This is a genomic window from Streptomyces sp. NPDC055506 (genome assembly GCF_053643595.1).
The window spans coordinates 10,480-25,147 of record NZ_JBSHKH010000124.1 but is presented as its reverse complement, the minus strand read 5'-3'; the positions used below and the strand labels follow the sequence as shown (position 1 = coordinate 25,147).

Annotated in this window: 12 protein-coding genes and 1 pseudogene; 9 read left to right on the top strand and 4 right to left on the bottom strand. The window is 69.9% G+C overall.

Annotated elements, in window-relative coordinates:
• Positions 1-369: 369 nt before the first annotated feature.
• Positions 370-3,396, bottom strand: a complete 3,027-nt coding sequence (locus tag ACWIF2_RS32845; protein WP_454364536.1) for an aminotransferase class III-fold pyridoxal phosphate-dependent enzyme — start codon at positions 3,394-3,396, stop codon at positions 370-372.
• Between the two features lie 811 nt (positions 3,397-4,207).
• On the opposite strand from ACWIF2_RS32845, the gene ACWIF2_RS32840 reads away from it, so the two are divergent.
• From ACWIF2_RS32840 to ACWIF2_RS32825, 4 genes and pseudogenes are all read left to right on the top strand, one after another.
• Positions 4,208-5,425 carry a PucR family transcriptional regulator gene (locus ACWIF2_RS32840; protein ID WP_454364535.1) on the top strand — a complete coding sequence of 406 codons (1,218 nt, stop codon included), beginning with the start codon at positions 4,208-4,210 and terminating at the stop codon, positions 5,423-5,425.
• Positions 5,426-5,929: 504 nt separating this feature from the next.
• Positions 5,930-6,613 carry a haloacid dehalogenase type II gene (locus ACWIF2_RS32835; protein WP_454364534.1) on the top strand — a complete coding sequence of 228 codons (684 nt, stop codon included), beginning with the start codon at positions 5,930-5,932 and terminating at the stop codon, positions 6,611-6,613.
• Positions 6,614-6,668: 55 nt separating this feature from the next.
• Positions 6,669-7,952: an NAD(P)/FAD-dependent oxidoreductase gene (locus ACWIF2_RS32830; protein ID WP_454364533.1), complete on the top strand. Its 1,284-nt coding sequence runs from the start codon at positions 6,669-6,671 to the stop codon at positions 7,950-7,952.
• 124 nt (positions 7,953-8,076) lie between these two features.
• Positions 8,077-8,259: pseudogene (locus ACWIF2_RS32825) on the top strand (transposase); the annotation flags it as partial.
• Here the strand turns inward: ACWIF2_RS32825 and ACWIF2_RS32820 are convergent.
• Positions 8,256-8,537: an HAD family hydrolase gene (locus ACWIF2_RS32820; protein ID WP_454364532.1), complete on the bottom strand. Its 282-nt coding sequence runs from the start codon at positions 8,535-8,537 to the stop codon at positions 8,256-8,258. The pseudogene ACWIF2_RS32825 and the gene ACWIF2_RS32820 overlap by 4 nt on opposite strands.
• 107 nt (positions 8,538-8,644) lie before the next feature.
• Here ACWIF2_RS32820 and argC point away from each other — a divergent pair, with 107 nt between their 5' ends.
• The 5 genes from argC to ACWIF2_RS32795 are packed head-to-tail and all read left to right on the top strand — an operon-like array spanning position 8,645 to position 13,511.
• The gene (gene argC / locus ACWIF2_RS32815; RefSeq protein WP_454364531.1) at positions 8,645-9,673 is read left to right on the top strand and encodes an N-acetyl-gamma-glutamyl-phosphate reductase; all 1,029 of its coding nucleotides are present in this window, start codon (positions 8,645-8,647) and stop codon (positions 9,671-9,673) included.
• Positions 9,670-10,821 (top strand): bifunctional glutamate N-acetyltransferase/amino-acid acetyltransferase ArgJ, encoded by a 1,152-nt coding sequence (argJ, locus tag ACWIF2_RS32810; protein WP_454364530.1) that lies wholly within the window; start codon positions 9,670-9,672, stop codon positions 10,819-10,821. Before argC ends, argJ begins: the two co-directional genes overlap by 4 nt.
• Entirely contained in the window at positions 10,818-11,747 is a 930-nt protein-coding gene (gene argB, locus ACWIF2_RS32805) for an acetylglutamate kinase (RefSeq protein ID WP_454364529.1), read from the top strand. The genes argJ and argB overlap by 4 nt, the downstream gene beginning before the upstream one ends.
• A complete protein-coding gene (locus tag ACWIF2_RS32800) occupies positions 11,744-12,952 on the top strand; it encodes an acetylornithine transaminase (protein WP_454364528.1) in 1,209 nt (402 codons plus the stop codon). The genes argB and ACWIF2_RS32800 overlap by 4 nt, the downstream gene beginning before the upstream one ends.
• 7 nt (positions 12,953-12,959) lie before the next feature.
• On the top strand, positions 12,960-13,511 hold the full coding sequence (locus tag ACWIF2_RS32795) for an arginine repressor (protein WP_454364527.1): 552 nt from the start codon (positions 12,960-12,962) through the stop codon (positions 13,509-13,511).
• A gap of 167 nt (positions 13,512-13,678) precedes the next feature.
• Here ACWIF2_RS32795 and ACWIF2_RS32790 read toward each other — a convergent pair whose 3' ends face one another.
• Both ACWIF2_RS32790 and ACWIF2_RS32785 read right to left on the bottom strand, forming a co-directional pair.
• Complete coding sequence (locus ACWIF2_RS32790) at positions 13,679-14,419, bottom strand: FAD:protein FMN transferase (RefSeq protein ID WP_454364537.1); 741 nt, start codon at positions 14,417-14,419, stop codon at positions 13,679-13,681.
• A gap of 55 nt (positions 14,420-14,474) precedes the next feature.
• Positions 14,475-14,668, bottom strand: a 194-nt coding sequence (locus ACWIF2_RS32785) for an FMN-binding protein (RefSeq protein WP_454364526.1), incomplete at its 5' end; no start/stop codon positions are given.

Genomic DNA, 14,668 nt, shown 5'->3' with positions numbered 1-14,668 from the left:
GTCGCTGCAGGTGTTGCACTCGCAGTCCGGCAGGGCGGCGGCCCCGACCGGTCCCAGGGTGGCCGGAACCTCCACCGTTGTGGAGCCGAGGTCGGCGGACAGGCTCCCGCGGGTCTTCTGGCCGGGCTCAGCCGTCAGCGCGCCGATGGTCAGGGTCATGTTTCCTCTTTCTGACTCAGTTCGCGGAGCGGCCGTTTGTGGTGATGAAGTCGATCGACTGGGAGGCGCGGCGCTCCGGGGCGAGGTCCGCGGCGATGCCGCCCAGGGCGGGCGAGGGCTTGAAGCCCTGGCCGGAGAAGCCGGCCCGCGGGGCACTTCTCGCTTTCGCGGGCCACTCTCGTTCCCTGCCTCAGTGGACGGTTGCCCGTCTCAGGACTGAACGGCCGAGCGCAGCTCGGGCAGGGACAGGACCTCGTCCAGCACGTCGACGTAGAGATCCACGTGCTCGCGGCGGAAGGTCATGGGCGGTTTGATCTTCAGTACGTTGTCGTGCACGCCATTGGGGAAGACGATGACACCTCGCTCCTTCATGAGCTCGGTGACCATGAAGGCCTGCTCAGTGGCCGGCATTTTGCTGGTGCGGTTACGGACCAGTTCGACGCCGAGGTAGAGCCCTTCCGCCCGCACGTCACCGATGAGCGGTTGGCGCTGCTGGAGCTCGCGCAGCGACTGGGCGAAGTACCCGCCCACGCTCACGGCGTTCTCCCTCAGCTCATCCTGCTCGACGATGTCGAGCACGGCCTCGCCGATCGCGCAGGAGACCGGGTTGCCGCCGAAGGTGTTGAAGTACTTCATGCCCGTGTCGAACGCGTCGGCGATCTCCCGAGTCGTGACCACCGCCGCGAGGGGGTGCCCGTTCCCGAGCGGCTTGCCCATCGTGACGATGTCCGGGACCACCCCCTGGAGCTCGAACCCCCACCAGGGTCCGAGTCGTCCGACGCCGACCTGGACCTCGTCGGAGATGCACAGGGCGCCCGCTCGCCTGGCAGCGGTGAACACGCCATCGAGGTAGCCGTCGGGGAACACGATGTTCCCACCCGATCCCATCAGGGACTCGGCGATGAAGGCGGCCGGGGGGCGGCCGTCGGCCGTGATCCGCTCGATGACAGCCGCGGCGTCGCGCGCGTACTTGACTCCGGCGTCCGTGTCGTCGTACCCGTAGGTGCTGCGGTAGCGGTCCGGGATGACGACCTCGTGGGTGGTCGTGGGTGCACCGGCGCCGCCGGGGCCCTTGTAACGGTTCGGGCTGATCCCGGTCACCACGCCGGTGTTTCCGTGGTACGCGCCGTCGATGTTGACGATGTGCTGACGACCTGTCACCTGGCGGGCGATCCGCAGCGCCAGGTCGTTCGCCTCGCTGCCGGTGCACACGAGGAAGACGACCTCGAGCGGGTCGGGCAGCGTGGCTACCAGCTTCTGCACGTAACTGGCGATCTGCGGGTAGACGAAACGGCTGTTGGTGTTGAGCTTGCGCATCTGTCGGGTGGCGGCGGCCGTCACGCGTGGCTCGGCATGGCCGACGTGGGTGACGTTGTTCAGCGAGTCCAGATAGGCCAGGCCGTCCTCGTCGTGGAACCACACGTCCCGCCCACGCACGAGGTTCATCGGGGTGCGGTAGTAGTTGCGCTGGGAGCGGGCGATGTGGCGACGGCGCACTGAGACGACGTCGTCAATGGTGGGGGCCGGGGTGGAGGACTCGGTGAACCCGAGGAGCCGGGCGGGGTCGGGTGACAGGTGGCTCCACACCTGCCGCGCGGAGGGCGGCACGACACGAGGCGGCGGCCACGTGGCCATCCGCGCGGTGCGGTGGACCTGTACCTGGACGCAGGACCCGAGCGGGTCCGTCTCCTCGCTCGCGCCGGCGCGTCCCAACGGCGCTCCGGGCGGGACTGTCGCCGCGACGGGCGGCGTGTCGTCGAGTCCCCACCAGCACGTCCAGAACTCCAGCCCCTCGACCGCATGTCGCAGTACCAACGGCATCCCGGCGCCACCGCGGGCTTCGACGACGCCGGACAGCGGGCTGGCAACCTCCTCGGCGTCTGCCACGATCAGCGAGCCGCCGACCTGAACCGTCGCGGGCTCGTCGGCTCCCGGGCGGCGCCGGCCCCCCAGGAGCAGCGATGCGCTGAGGTGGGGCGCGTAGCCCCGTCGCCGTCGTCCGTCGAGGACGTTGTCGATGCTCGCGCGCACCGCCCTCGCGTCGTGCCAGTCGACTTCGTCGTAGAGATCACTTGCGGGTCGCAGGTCGAGCAGCTGCGGGGCCGGTGCTTGCGGGGCACCGTCTCGGGCCGCCTCTGCCAGGACCTCTTCCAAACCCCGCTGCTCCCGCGTCGGGGGGAGCCCACACGCGACCCGGAACGTCGCCTCGGCGACGTCGGGGCAAACCTCGGCCACCTGCGTGATCGCGGGCCAGGTGTGTTGCATGCGGGTCCGCCCGTACGGCGTGTCGCTCTCGGCGACCCGGCGCGTCCACGTCACGGCGTTCATGCACAGCCGGGCGGCCGCCAACGGATAGACAGCCGCCAGTTCCTCAGCCGTGAGGGGGAGCACCGAGTGGAAGCCGGCCACGACTTCGGCCGCCGCGGCGAGCGGGTCGGGTTTGCGGACCATGGCGTAGCCCGCCGCGATCGCCACCTCTGCCGCGCGCACGCTGTAGAGCGAGTCGCCCAGGTCGACGATGCCCGAGATCCGCAGCACCCCGTCCTCGTCAGCGTCGGCGAGGACGTTGGCGTCATTGAGATCCTGGTGTACGACGCTTCGCGGCAGTCGGTCCCATGCCGGCAGGAGATCGTCGTACCAGCCCATGATCGTGCGCACCGGCTCCCGCCGGTCCGCGTCCTGTACAGCGTGCAGCGACGCCTCTACGATCTCAGCGGCCCGGCGCATGTCCCAGTCGTGCGGTTCCAAGCCCACCGGTGGCTCCATGCTGGAGAGTCCGAGGCTCAGCCGCCCAGCGGCTTCTCCCAGCTGACGCAGAAGCGCCGCGGGGTGGTCGTCGAGATCCGCCAGGACCCGGCCCTCGATCCAGCTCATCACGCGGACCACGTGCGTTCGGCCCTCGTGGACGACGGCGGCAAGGCACTTCCCCTCGCGTGTCGGGACCAGCCGTGGCACCGGAAGGCCGGGAACGGTCGAGGCCAGATGCTGGAGGAGCGAGTTCTGCCAGAGAACGTCGGCCGAGTCCGGCTCCGCGCGGGTGACCCGTACGAAGTAGCGCATGCCGTCGTCGCCGGTGATCCGGACGTTCTGGTCGACCTCCCCTCCCAGTGGGTGCTGGACGTATCCCTCGAGTCCGAAGGACTGCCGCAGCACGTGATCGAGGAGCGAGCCCGGCAGTTGGCCGGTGTGACCGGGGATGGTCGTTCCGTCCTGGCCGGTGGTGGTCGCTGAGGTCATCGGTGCGTTCTCTCTCTCGTCGTCAGGTCGCTCATCACTCACCGTGGGCCTGCGCCACGACGCTCAGGTCGTGGTCAGTCCCCCCTGCCACCCGTGTCGGACCTTTGCCCGACGCTGTCAGCCAGCTCCGGACGGTCCGATCGATTGCGGTTCCCGGGGGCGGCGGGCGGGGCTGCCGCGGCTGTGTCTCGATCGCTTCACGGGCTGCGCAGACCTCGACCAAGCGGGACCCGGGCCAGGACGCTCTCCAACACCTGGTCGGCGATCAGGTCCGAGGCGGGTCGTCCGTCAAAGGCGGAGCGCTCATCGAGCCCGGTCATCAGCTCACGCGGCGGCGGTCATGGCGTCCCAGGTGACGTTGGCGGCGAGCACCCCGCGCAGCGCATCGGCGGCGTCCAGCGGTGTCCTCATGGTCCTCGACCCTCGCCTTGAGCTCGGCGTAGTCTCTGCGGGAGTCCTGGGTGATCTCGATTCCGCTCTGCCTGGCGAACCGCTGACACTGACCCGAGGAACGCGGCGCCCTCAGCAGCGCCTGCTCAAGGTGACGGACTGGGGATCAGGTGCCTGCGGAAGCGCCATAGCTGCTCCAAGTGCGTGGTCATGTCACGAGGTCTCTCCAGCCCGAGGTGATGCGTCAGATGAAACACCGCGGAGAATCCGGCAACAAGGGACGCGAGGCCGCGACATCGACCCCGTATTTTGTGCCTGTGCACAATTACTGCCAGGGAGCCCCAGCGGCATGTCAGCGGCATTACCCGGAGACGGCCCCGGATCCGTCCGGTGACGGCTGCCGTCGGGAGAGGCGGTCCTCATGAGCGGCCCGGGACACCGTCAGGGCGGGGCTCGCCACGACGCCGTGCAGGCGATCGCGCGCCGGCTCCTCGAGGAACGACTCGACGAACTGACCTCTCGTGCTCTCGAACAATTGGAAGCCGAGGAGCCCGCCTACGCGTCGGCGGACTGGGACCCGGTCCAGAAACGGGAGGGGATGCGACGAACCCTCGAACTCGCCCTGACCCGGCTGGCCGGCGGTCCCGTGCCCCGGACGGTCTCGCGCGCCACCGAGGACGTGGGACGCGAGCGAGCGGAGCAGGCGTTCCCCCTGACCGCTCTGATGCACTCCTTCCAGCTGGACCTCAGGACCCTGTGGGAGGCCGTGCTCGCAGAGGGGCGAGCACGTGGCATCAGCGCCGATCCCGACTTCCTCGACGGGCTGATCCGCGTCTGGGAGGCGACGGACGCCAACAGCGTCGAGGTCGTCGACGCCTACCGCCGCACCGAGCGCGACCTGGCGAGCCGCCGTACGGAGGTGCGCAACCGCGCCTTCAGCCGCCTGGTCCTGGAAGGGGAGCAGGATCCCTCCACCGTCGCCGAGGCCTCCACATTGCTGGGCTTCTCCGAGAACGTCGCCCTGACCGTGGTCGTGGTCGAATCCGTTCCTACCGGGGACCCGGCTGTGTCCCAGGTCGACGATGCGCTGCGTCGGGGCGGCCTGGTACGTCACTTCGGATGGATGGGCGACGAGCTCCTCGGCATCATCGGTCACGGACGGCGCGATGAAGAGGCCCTGCTTGCCATGCTCCGGCCGTTCGCCCCGTGGCGCTGCGGCGTCGCGGAAGTCCCCGGGCTGGCGCTGACGGCGCGGGGCATCCGGTTCGCACGGGCCGCGATCCGCAGCTCCGCGCAGCCCGGAGTGCGGCACGTGGAGGGCCACTGGATCGGGGCGATCATGGCGGCGCAGGAGGAGCTCACCGGTGCGATGGCCACCGGCGTGCTGCGCCCACTGCTCGAGTTGCGCGACAGCGACAGCATCGTCGAGACCCTGCGCTGGTACCTCGACCTGGGCTCGGTCGCCGAGGTGGCCGCACGCACCTACCGTCACCGGAACACGGTGGGCAATCGCCTGCAGGCCGTGGAAGAGGCGACCGGGCTGAAGCTGTCCAGACCGAACGACGCCGCCCGGCTGGTCCTCGCCCTGGCTTGGCTGGAGACGGACGCGGGCGCCCGCTTCCGGGCGACGATGTCCTGACCCAGCGATCGCTGGACGGGTCGAGGCAACCGGCCGGGGCCGCGACCGAGAGCTGGAGCCAAAGGGGCGCGGGCAGAGGCCACATGCCCATCATGAGGACGGCAGCCTTGACGGCCGACAGCCCGGTCACGCCGCCGGGCAGCAGCGCCGAGCGGCCGCAGTTCGCGCCGGAGCCACTCGCGGTGCTTCTCAGAAATTGTGCACAGGCACAAAATACGCGGTCGATCTCGCGGCCTCACGTCCCTTGTTGCCGGATTCTCCACAGTGCTTCACTGACGCATCACCTCGAGCCGGAGAGAGGCTCATCGCATCGGCGCAGTAACGATGCTGCCGCCGACTACCTGGTCAGCATTCGTCGTCCCCGGCCCTGCCCGGGGGCTCGTCCTCCAGCGGCGGCCCCTCGGGCACCCCTCAGCCCCCATCCCCCTGAACAGGTCGCTGCCCCAACGCCTCGGCAGCCTCCTGAACCAGGTGTCCCATATGCCCGGAAAGAGGTTGAATGCCATGCGTCAGATCGTCACCTTCGATGCCTACGGCACCCTGGTCGACTTCCAGCTCGGCCCCACCACCCTGAAGGTCCTGGCCGACCGGCTGGACCTGGACCGTCTGAACGTCGACGAGTTCCTCGACGACTTCCGCATCATGCGGTTCCACGCCGTCCTGGAGGCATACCGCCCCTTCCGCGAGCTGCTGCCCGCCAGCCTGGAGACAGCGATGCGTCTGCACGGCCTGGAGTACCGGCAGTCCGACGGCGAGGCCCTGGTCGCGGCCGTGCCCACCTTCGGCCCCCACCCCGAGGTCCCGGCCGCCCTGCGGGCGCTGAAGTCCCGGTACGAGATCGCCATCATCTCCAACACGGACGACGACCTCATCGCCCAGAACCTGGCCAACATCGGCGTCGAGTTCGACCATGTCATCACCGCCCAGCAGGCCAAGGCGTACAAGCCGTCCCGGCAGACCTTCGAGTACGCCTTCCAGACCATGGACATCGACCCCGCCCAGGTCATCCACGTCGCCCAGGGCTGGGAGTACGACCTCATCCCCACCCGCGACCTCGGCCTCGCTCGCCGCGTGTGGATCAACCGTTACGGCCACAACGGCTCCATCGGCGCCCGCGGCAGCGCCGACTACCAGCCCTTCGACGAGCTGCCCGACCTGTCCGGCCTGCCGGCCCTGCTCGGCTGCTGAAGCCGGGCCCCAGACAAACACCCCTGGACTACCAGGAAGACCGAGGACGTACGTCATGAAGCAGATCCCCTACTGGCTCGACACAGCTCCTGCCTTCCCCGACCGGACCGGCAAGCCCCTGCCCGAGCAGGCGGACCTGGTGGTCGTAGGCGGCGGCCTCACCGGCCTGTCCACTGCCTACCACGCGGCACGCAAGGGCGCCCACGTCGTCCTCGTGGAGAAGGACAAGGTCGGCTCCGGCGCCTCCGGGCGCAACGGCAGCATGTGCACCCAGGGCATCACCATCAGCCCCGCCGAGGCGCGCAAGCGCTACGGTCAGCCGCGGGCCCGGGAACTGTACGACGCCTTCCGCGAGGCGGTGGACCTGGTGGAGGAGCTGACGGTCAAGGAGCAGATCGACTGCGACTTCCACCGCGTAGGGCGTCTGGGCGTCGCGTTCAAGCCGCAGCACTTCGAGAGCATGCGGGCCAAGCAGCGCGACCTGGCCGACAACTTCGGCCACGACACCACGCTGCTGAGCAAGAGCGATCTGCGTGCCGAGCTGGGCTCCGACTACTACCACGGAGCCCTGCTCGACCCGCTCAGCGCGCACCTTCACGTCGGCAAATACGTCCATGGCCTCGCCGAGGCCGCCGAACGCGCCGGGGCTCAGATCCACGAACGCAACGCCGCCACCGCGCTGCACCGCCTCCCCGAGGGCGGTCTCCTCGTCGAGACCCTGCACGGCACCATCCGTGCCAAGCAGGTCATGGCGGCCACCGACGCCTACACCGACAAGTCGCTGCCCTGGTTCCGCAAGCGGCTGATCAACGTCGGCAGCTTCGTCATCGTCACCGAGCCACTGGGCGAGGAGCGGGCCCGGCAGCTCATCCCCAACAACCGCGTGGTCGTGTCCTCCAAGAACATCGGCCACTACATCCGCATCACCCCGGACAACCGCCTGGCCTTCGGCGGCCGGGCCCGCTTCGCCCCCTCCGACCCCGCCTCGGACGTCAAGAGCGGTGGCGTCCTGAAGCGGGAGATGACCGAGATCTTCCCGCAGCTGGCCGGGGTGCGGATCGACTACGTGTGGGGCGGCATGGTCGGCTTCTCCTACGACCGCGTTCCGCACGCGGGCCAGGTCAACGGCCTCTACTACTCCATGGGTTACTGCGGCCACGGCGTCCAGATGGCCACCTACATGGGCCGCGCCATGGCCGAGGTCATGGACGGCCACCCGGAGGCCAACCCCATGCGCGGCTTCGGCTTCCCCAAGGTTCCGGTGCCGTTCTACAACGGCACCGCCTGGTTCCTGCCCTTCGCCGGGGCGTACTACAAGGCCAAGGACCGGCTGCGCTGACCCTCGGCAAGAGGCATTCGTCAAGTTGCGTTGGCCGCGGTTACCAATATCTGCTCGCGAACCCTGCTCGTTCGTTGATTCGTGCATGACGGATCTGGTCAAGCGGTTGGTGCCGGACGGGTTTGGAATCGAGTCCGGCGAACGCCTTGGCCGCCGCAGGGGGGTGATCGAGCGGACCATGTCGTGGCTGTCCGGCTACCGCAGGCTCACCCACCGCTACGAGCGTAATTCCCGCAACTACCTGGCCTTTCTCGGGCCGGCGGCCGCGCTCTGCTGCTATAAGCGCCTGGTCCGCCTCACCCGTTAGGGCCGGTTTTCAGGCAGTAGGGCGCGGCAGGCGAAGAGGACCGGGAGGTCGGCGACGTCGGTGATCCGCTCGTAGCCGAGCCAGTGCTCGTCATGCTCGAAGCCGCGGTCGACGTACACCTTGTTCTCGATGCCCATGATGGCCGCGGAGCGATGGTCGTACATAGGGATCGCGGAGACGTGCACTAGTTCGTCGGGTGTCACGCCGAGCTTGTCGAGCATGTACTCGAACGCGCGGAGTCGCGGCTTGCAGACGCCCATCTCCTCAGCGTGCTCCATGTGCCAACTGAAAATCTCGGTCACAAAGGCTTTCCCACATCGGGTCGGCTGCCGTTGCATAAAACTGCGGCTCAACGTATAGTCATGCTCTCTGAGGAGGAGGTTCCATGGCGGTACGTGCGGCAGTGGCCGGAGCGAGTGGATACGCGGGCGGGGAACTGCTGCGTCTGCTGCTGGCCCACCCCGAGGTAGAGATCGGCGCCCTCACCGGCAACTCCAACGCGGGGCAGAAGCTCGGTGCGCTCCAGCCGCACCTGCTGCCCCTGGCCGGGCGAGTGCTCCAGGAAACCACCCCCGAGGTCCTCGCCGGTCACGACGTCGTCTTCCTCGCACTGCCGCACGGGCAGTCCGCGGCCGTCGCCGAGCGGCTCGGCCCGGACGTGCTGGTGGTCGACATGGGCGCGGACTTCCGCCTGACGGACGCCGCCGCCTGGGAGAAGTTCTACGGCTCGCCGCACGCCGGAACCTGGCCCTACGGCCTTCCCGAACTGCCGGGTGCCCGCGCCGCGCTGGAGGGGTCCAAGCGCATCGCGGTGCCCGGTTGCTACCCCACCGCCGTCTCCCTGGCCCTCTTCCCGGCGTACACCGCCGGACTCGCCGGGAACGAGGCCGTGATCGTCGCCGCCTCCGGCACCTCCGGCGCGGGCAAGGCGCCCAAGCCACACCTGCTGGGCAGCGAGGTCATGGGGTCGATGACCCCGTACGGCGTCGGCGGCGGGCACCGGCACACGCCCGAGATCACCCAGAACCTCAGCGTGGCCGCCGGCGAGCCGGTCTCCGTGTCGTTCACGCCCACCCTGGCGCCGATGCCGCGCGGCATCCTGGCCACGTGCAGCGCCGCCGCGAAGGAGGGCGTCACGGCCGAGTCCGTGCGCGCCGCCTACGAGAAGGCCTACGCCGACGAGCCCTTCGTGCACCTGCTCCCCGAGGGGCAGTGGCCCGCCACTGCGTCCGTCTACGGTTCGAACGCCGTTCAGGTGCAGGTCGCGTACGACGCGGCCGCCGGACGGATCATCGTGATCAGCGCCATCGACAATCTCACCAAGGGCACCGCGGGCGGTGCCGTCCAGAGCATGAACATCGCCCTCGGTCTCGACGAGACCACGGGACTGACGACGATCGGAGTTGCGCCGTGAGCGTGACGGCAGCACAGGGATTCACGGCGGCCGGGATCGCCGCCGGGATCAAGGAGAACGGCAACCCCGACCTGGCCCTCGTGGTCAACACCGGCCCCCGCCGCGCCGCCGCCGGCGTCTTCACCGCCAACCGTGTGAAGGCCGCGCCGGTCCTGTGGTCCGAGCAGGTGCTGAAGAGCGGCCAGGTCTCCGCCGTCGTCCTCAACTCCGGTGGCGCCAACGCCTGTACGGGGCCGAAGGGCTTCCAGGACGCGCACGCCACCGCCGAGAAGGTGGCCGAGGTGCTCGGCCGGGGCGCCATCGAGGTCGCCGTCTGCTCGACCGGCCTCATCGGCCTCCTCCTGCCGATGGACAAGCTGCTCCCGGGCGTCGAGACGGCCGCCGCACAGCTCTCCGAGCACGGCGGTGAGAAGGCCGCGATCGCCATCAAGACCACCGACACCGTCCACAAGACGTCCGTCGTGACCAAGGACGGCTGGACCGTCGGCGGTATGGCCAAGGGCGCGGGCATGCTCGCCCCCGGCCTCGCCACCATGCTCGTCGTCCTCACCACCGACGCGGACCTCGAGAACGAGGTCCTGGACAAGGCGCTGCGGGCGGCCACCCGGACGACCTTCGACCGGGTCGACTCCGACGGCTGCATGTCCACCAACGACACCGTGCTGCTGCTCGCCTCCGGCGCCGCCGAAGTCACCCCCGGGTACGAGGAGTTCGCCGAGGCCGTACGGCAGGTCTGCGACGACCTCGGCCAGCAGCTCATCCGGGACGCCGAGGGCGCCAGCAAGGACATCAAGGTCGAGGTGATCAACGCCGCGACCGAGGACGACGCCGTCGAGGTGGGCCGCTCCATCGCCCGCAACAACCTCCTCAAGTGCGCCATCCACGGCGAGGACCCCAACTGGGGCCGCGTGCTCTCCGCGATCGGCACGACCGAGGCCGCCTTCGAGCCGGACCGGCTCAACGTCGCCATCAACGGCGTCTGGGTCTGCAAGAACGGCGGAGTCGGCGAGGACCGCGACAAGGTCGACATGCGCTACCGCGAGGTGCACATCGTCGCCGACCTGGCCGCCGGTTCCGAGACCGCCACGATCTGGACCAACGACCTCACCGCCGACTACGTCCACGAGAACAGCGCGTACTCGTCATGAGCAGTGGATCGACGCGTAAGCACACCGCGCTGCCCAAGGCGCAGATCCTCATCGAGGCCTTGCCCTGGCTGGTCCGGCACAACGGCAAGACGGTCGTCATCAAGTTCGGCGGCAACGCCATGGTCGACGAGGAGCTGAAGGCCGCCTTCGCCCAGGACGTGGTGTTCCTGCACCATGCCGGCCTCAAGCCCGTCGTCGTGCACGGCGGCGGCCCGCAGATCAGCGCCGCCCTCGACCAGCACGGCATCGTCAGCGAGTTCAAGGCGGGCCTGAGGGTGACCACCGAGGACGCCATGGACGTCGTCCGCATGGTGCTGGCCGGCCAGGTCCAGCGGGAGCTGGTCGGGCTGCTCAACGAGCACGGGCCGCTGGCCGTCGGCCTGACCGGCGAGGACGCCCACACCATCTCCGCCACCAAGCACCAGCCCGAGATCGACGGCGAGCTCGTCGACATCGGCCGGGTCGGTGAGATCACCGCGATCGACACGGGCGCCATCGAGGCCCTGCTCGCCGACGGCCGCATCCCGGTCGTCTCCTCGATCGCCCGCTCCCAGGACGACGGGCATGTCTACAACGTCAATGCTGATACGGCGGCTGCGGCACTCGCTGCTGCTCTGGGCGCCGAAACCCTCATGGTCCTCACGGACGTCGAGGGCCTCTACGAGGACTGGCCGAACAGCGACGAGGTGATCAGCCGCCTCACCGCCTCCGAGCTGGAGCGGCTCCTGCCGGACCTGTCCTCCGGCATGGTGCCGAAGATGGAGGGCTGCCTGCACGCAGTCCGGGGCGGCGTGACCACCGCCCGTGTCATCGACGGCCGGGTCCAGCACTCGATCCTGCTGGAGATCTTCACCGACGAGGGCATCGGCACGATGGTCGTGCCCGACGAGAAGCCCGAGGGACCGGGCGAACAGGGGGAGTCATGAGCAATGAGGAACTGACCGCGCGGTGGCAGGGCGCCCTCATGAACAACTACGGCACCCCGCTGCTGCCCCTGGTGAGCGGCGAAGGCAGCCGGGTCCGGGACGCCGATGGCAACTCCTACCTCGACTTCGTCGGCGGCATCGCGACCAACGCCCTCGGCCACGCCCACCCGGCGATCGTCGAGGCCGTGACCCGGCAGATCGGCTCCCTCGGCCATGTCTCCAACTTCTTCATGGCCGAGCCCACCGTCGCCCTCGCCGAGCGGCTGCTCCGGCTCTTCGGCCGGGACGGCAGGGTCTTCTTCTGCAACTCCGGTGCCGAGGCCAACGAGGCCGCCTTCAAGATCGGCCGGCTGACCGGCCGGACCCATGTGGTGGCCACCGAGGGCGCCTTCCACGGGCGGACCATGGGCGCCCTGGCGATGACCGGCCAGCCCGGCAAGCGGGAGCCGTTCCTGCCGCTGCCCGGCGATGTCACCCATGTCCCCTTCGGCGACGCGCAGGCACTGGCCGCCGCGGTCACCGAGGAGACCGCGCTCGTCATCATCGAGCCGATCCAGGGTGAGCTGGGCGTCGTCGTCCCGCCCGCCGGCTACCTCAAGGCCGCCCGTGCCATCACCGCCTCGACCGGGGCGCTCCTCGTCCTCGACGAGGTGCAGACCGGCATCGGCCGGACCGGGCACTGGTTCGAGTACCAGGCCCACGAGGGTGTCCTGCCCGACATCGTCACCCTCGCCAAGCAGCTCGGCGGCGGGCTGCCGCTCGGCGCGACCGTCGCCTTCGGGCGGGCCGCGGAGCTGCTCCAGCCCGGGCACCACGGCACGACGTTCGGCGGGAACCCCGTAGCCTGCGCGGCCGGGCTCGCCGTCCTCGACACCATCGAGAACGAGGGGCTGCTGGAGAACGTCAAGCGGCAGAGCGCGGCATTGCGGGACGGGATCGAAGGCCTCGGCCACGAGTTGATCGATTTTGTCCGGGGCTCGGGCCTACTCCTGGGTATCGTGCTCACCGAGCCCCTCGCGCCCCAGGTGCGCCAGGCGGCTCAGGAGGCCGGATTCCTGGTGAACGTGCCCGCCCCGGACGTCGTCAGGCTGATGCCGCCGCTGAACCTCGGCGACGACGAGGTGGACGCCTTCCTCGGGGCGCTGCCCGGCATCCTTGACCAGGCCGCCGACGCGGCCCACGGGGACGGACGATCCGGAGAATGAGACGACGATGAGCCAGGCGCAGGACCCCGAGCAGGGGGCGAACGGGCCCGCCGTGCCGCAGACCCGCACCGCACGCCACCGCCGGATCGTGGACATCCTCAACCGGCAGCCGGTGCGGTCGCAGAGCCAGCTGGCGAAGCTGCTCGCCGACGACGGGCTGAGCGTCACGCAGGCGACGCTCAGCCGGGATCTGGACGAGCTGAACGCGGTGAAGATCCGCAACACCGACGGTGACCTGATCTACGCGGTGCCGAGCGAGGGGGGCTTCCGTACGCCCCGGGCGCCGCTGGGCGGGTCGGCGAAGGAGGAGCGGATGCGGCGGTTGTCGCAGGAGCTGCTCATCTCCGCGGAGGCTTCGGCGAATCTCGTGGTGCTGCGGACCCCTCCTGGGGCTGCGCAGTTCCTGGCGTCGGCGATCGATCAGGCCGAGCTGCACGACATCCTGGGGACGATCGCCGGTGACGACACGTTGCTGCTGATCAGCAGGGAGCCGGATGGGGGGCGGGCACTGGCGGAGCATTTGCTGAGGCTGGCGCAGAACGGGCACGGAGCGCCGTAGAGGTGCATGGAGGTGGTTGTGTGCGGGCGGACTGTGGCCGATCGCGCAGTTCCCCGCGCCCCCAAAGGCCTTAGCTGCGGGCAGTCGTGCCGCCAAGGGCGGCACGGGTGGGCGCAGCGGCACCCCGCCAGCGCGGGTGAGCGACACGCCCCGGCTTCAGCTCCGACTCACCCCAGCCGCGCCGCCAACCCCCCAGTGCACCGCACCTCGTCACCGGCCGTGATCAGCAAGGCCTCGACATCCGGCAGGGACTCCAGCCACGCCAGCCCCTCCCGCGACCCCATCGCGAACGCCGCCGTGGCCCAGCAGTCCGCCCAGGTCAGCCGAGGTCCGACCACGGTCACGGCGACCAGGTCGGTCACGGCCGAATGTCCCGTACGCGGGTCGAGGATATGCGCGCCCCGCTCCGCCGTACCGGACGTGGCCACGGACAGCTCGTCCACCCCGGCCGCCGAGATGACGGCCGCGAGACCCCCCGGCCGCAACGGGTCCGACACACCCACGCGCCACGGCCGCTGCGCCCCCGGCGCCCCGAGCAGTTGCACATCGCCGCCGCCGTTGACGCTCACCCCGCACACCCCCGGCACCTCCGACAACCGCCGGGCCGCCCGCTCGACCGCCCAGCCCTTGACGATGCCGGTCGGGTCGAGACGGCCCTGGTACGACGGGCTGAACCAGCCGTCGCTCAGCCGCTCCGCCTCGGCCGCCAGCTTCAGGACCTCGGCGACCTCGGGATCGCACTCAGCGACGGTCAGTTCACCGCGCTGCAGCCGGGCGATCTGGCTGTCCTCGCGATAGGTGCTGAAGACCTCGTCGACGCGGTGCAGTCCGGCGACGGCCTCGTCCAGGGCCGCGCGCACGGCGGCCGGTTCCCCGCCGCGGACGTCGAGGGAGAAGACGGTCCCCATCGTCTCTTCCACATGACGTGCCGCGGCGGGAGCCTGTGCGGGGTCGGCCACCGTGTCAGCCACCGGCCTGGTCCAGCGCCGACTGGAGGGACTGCTTGTAGCCCGCGCTGGTGTAGGTGGCTCCGGAGACGGCGTCGATCTGCGCGTTTCCGGCCGCCACTGCGGCCTGGTTGAGGCGGGGGACGGAGGAGGAGGTGATCTGGTCGCTGCGTCCGCCCTTGGGGGCCTGGACCGCCTCGGCCTTGGTGA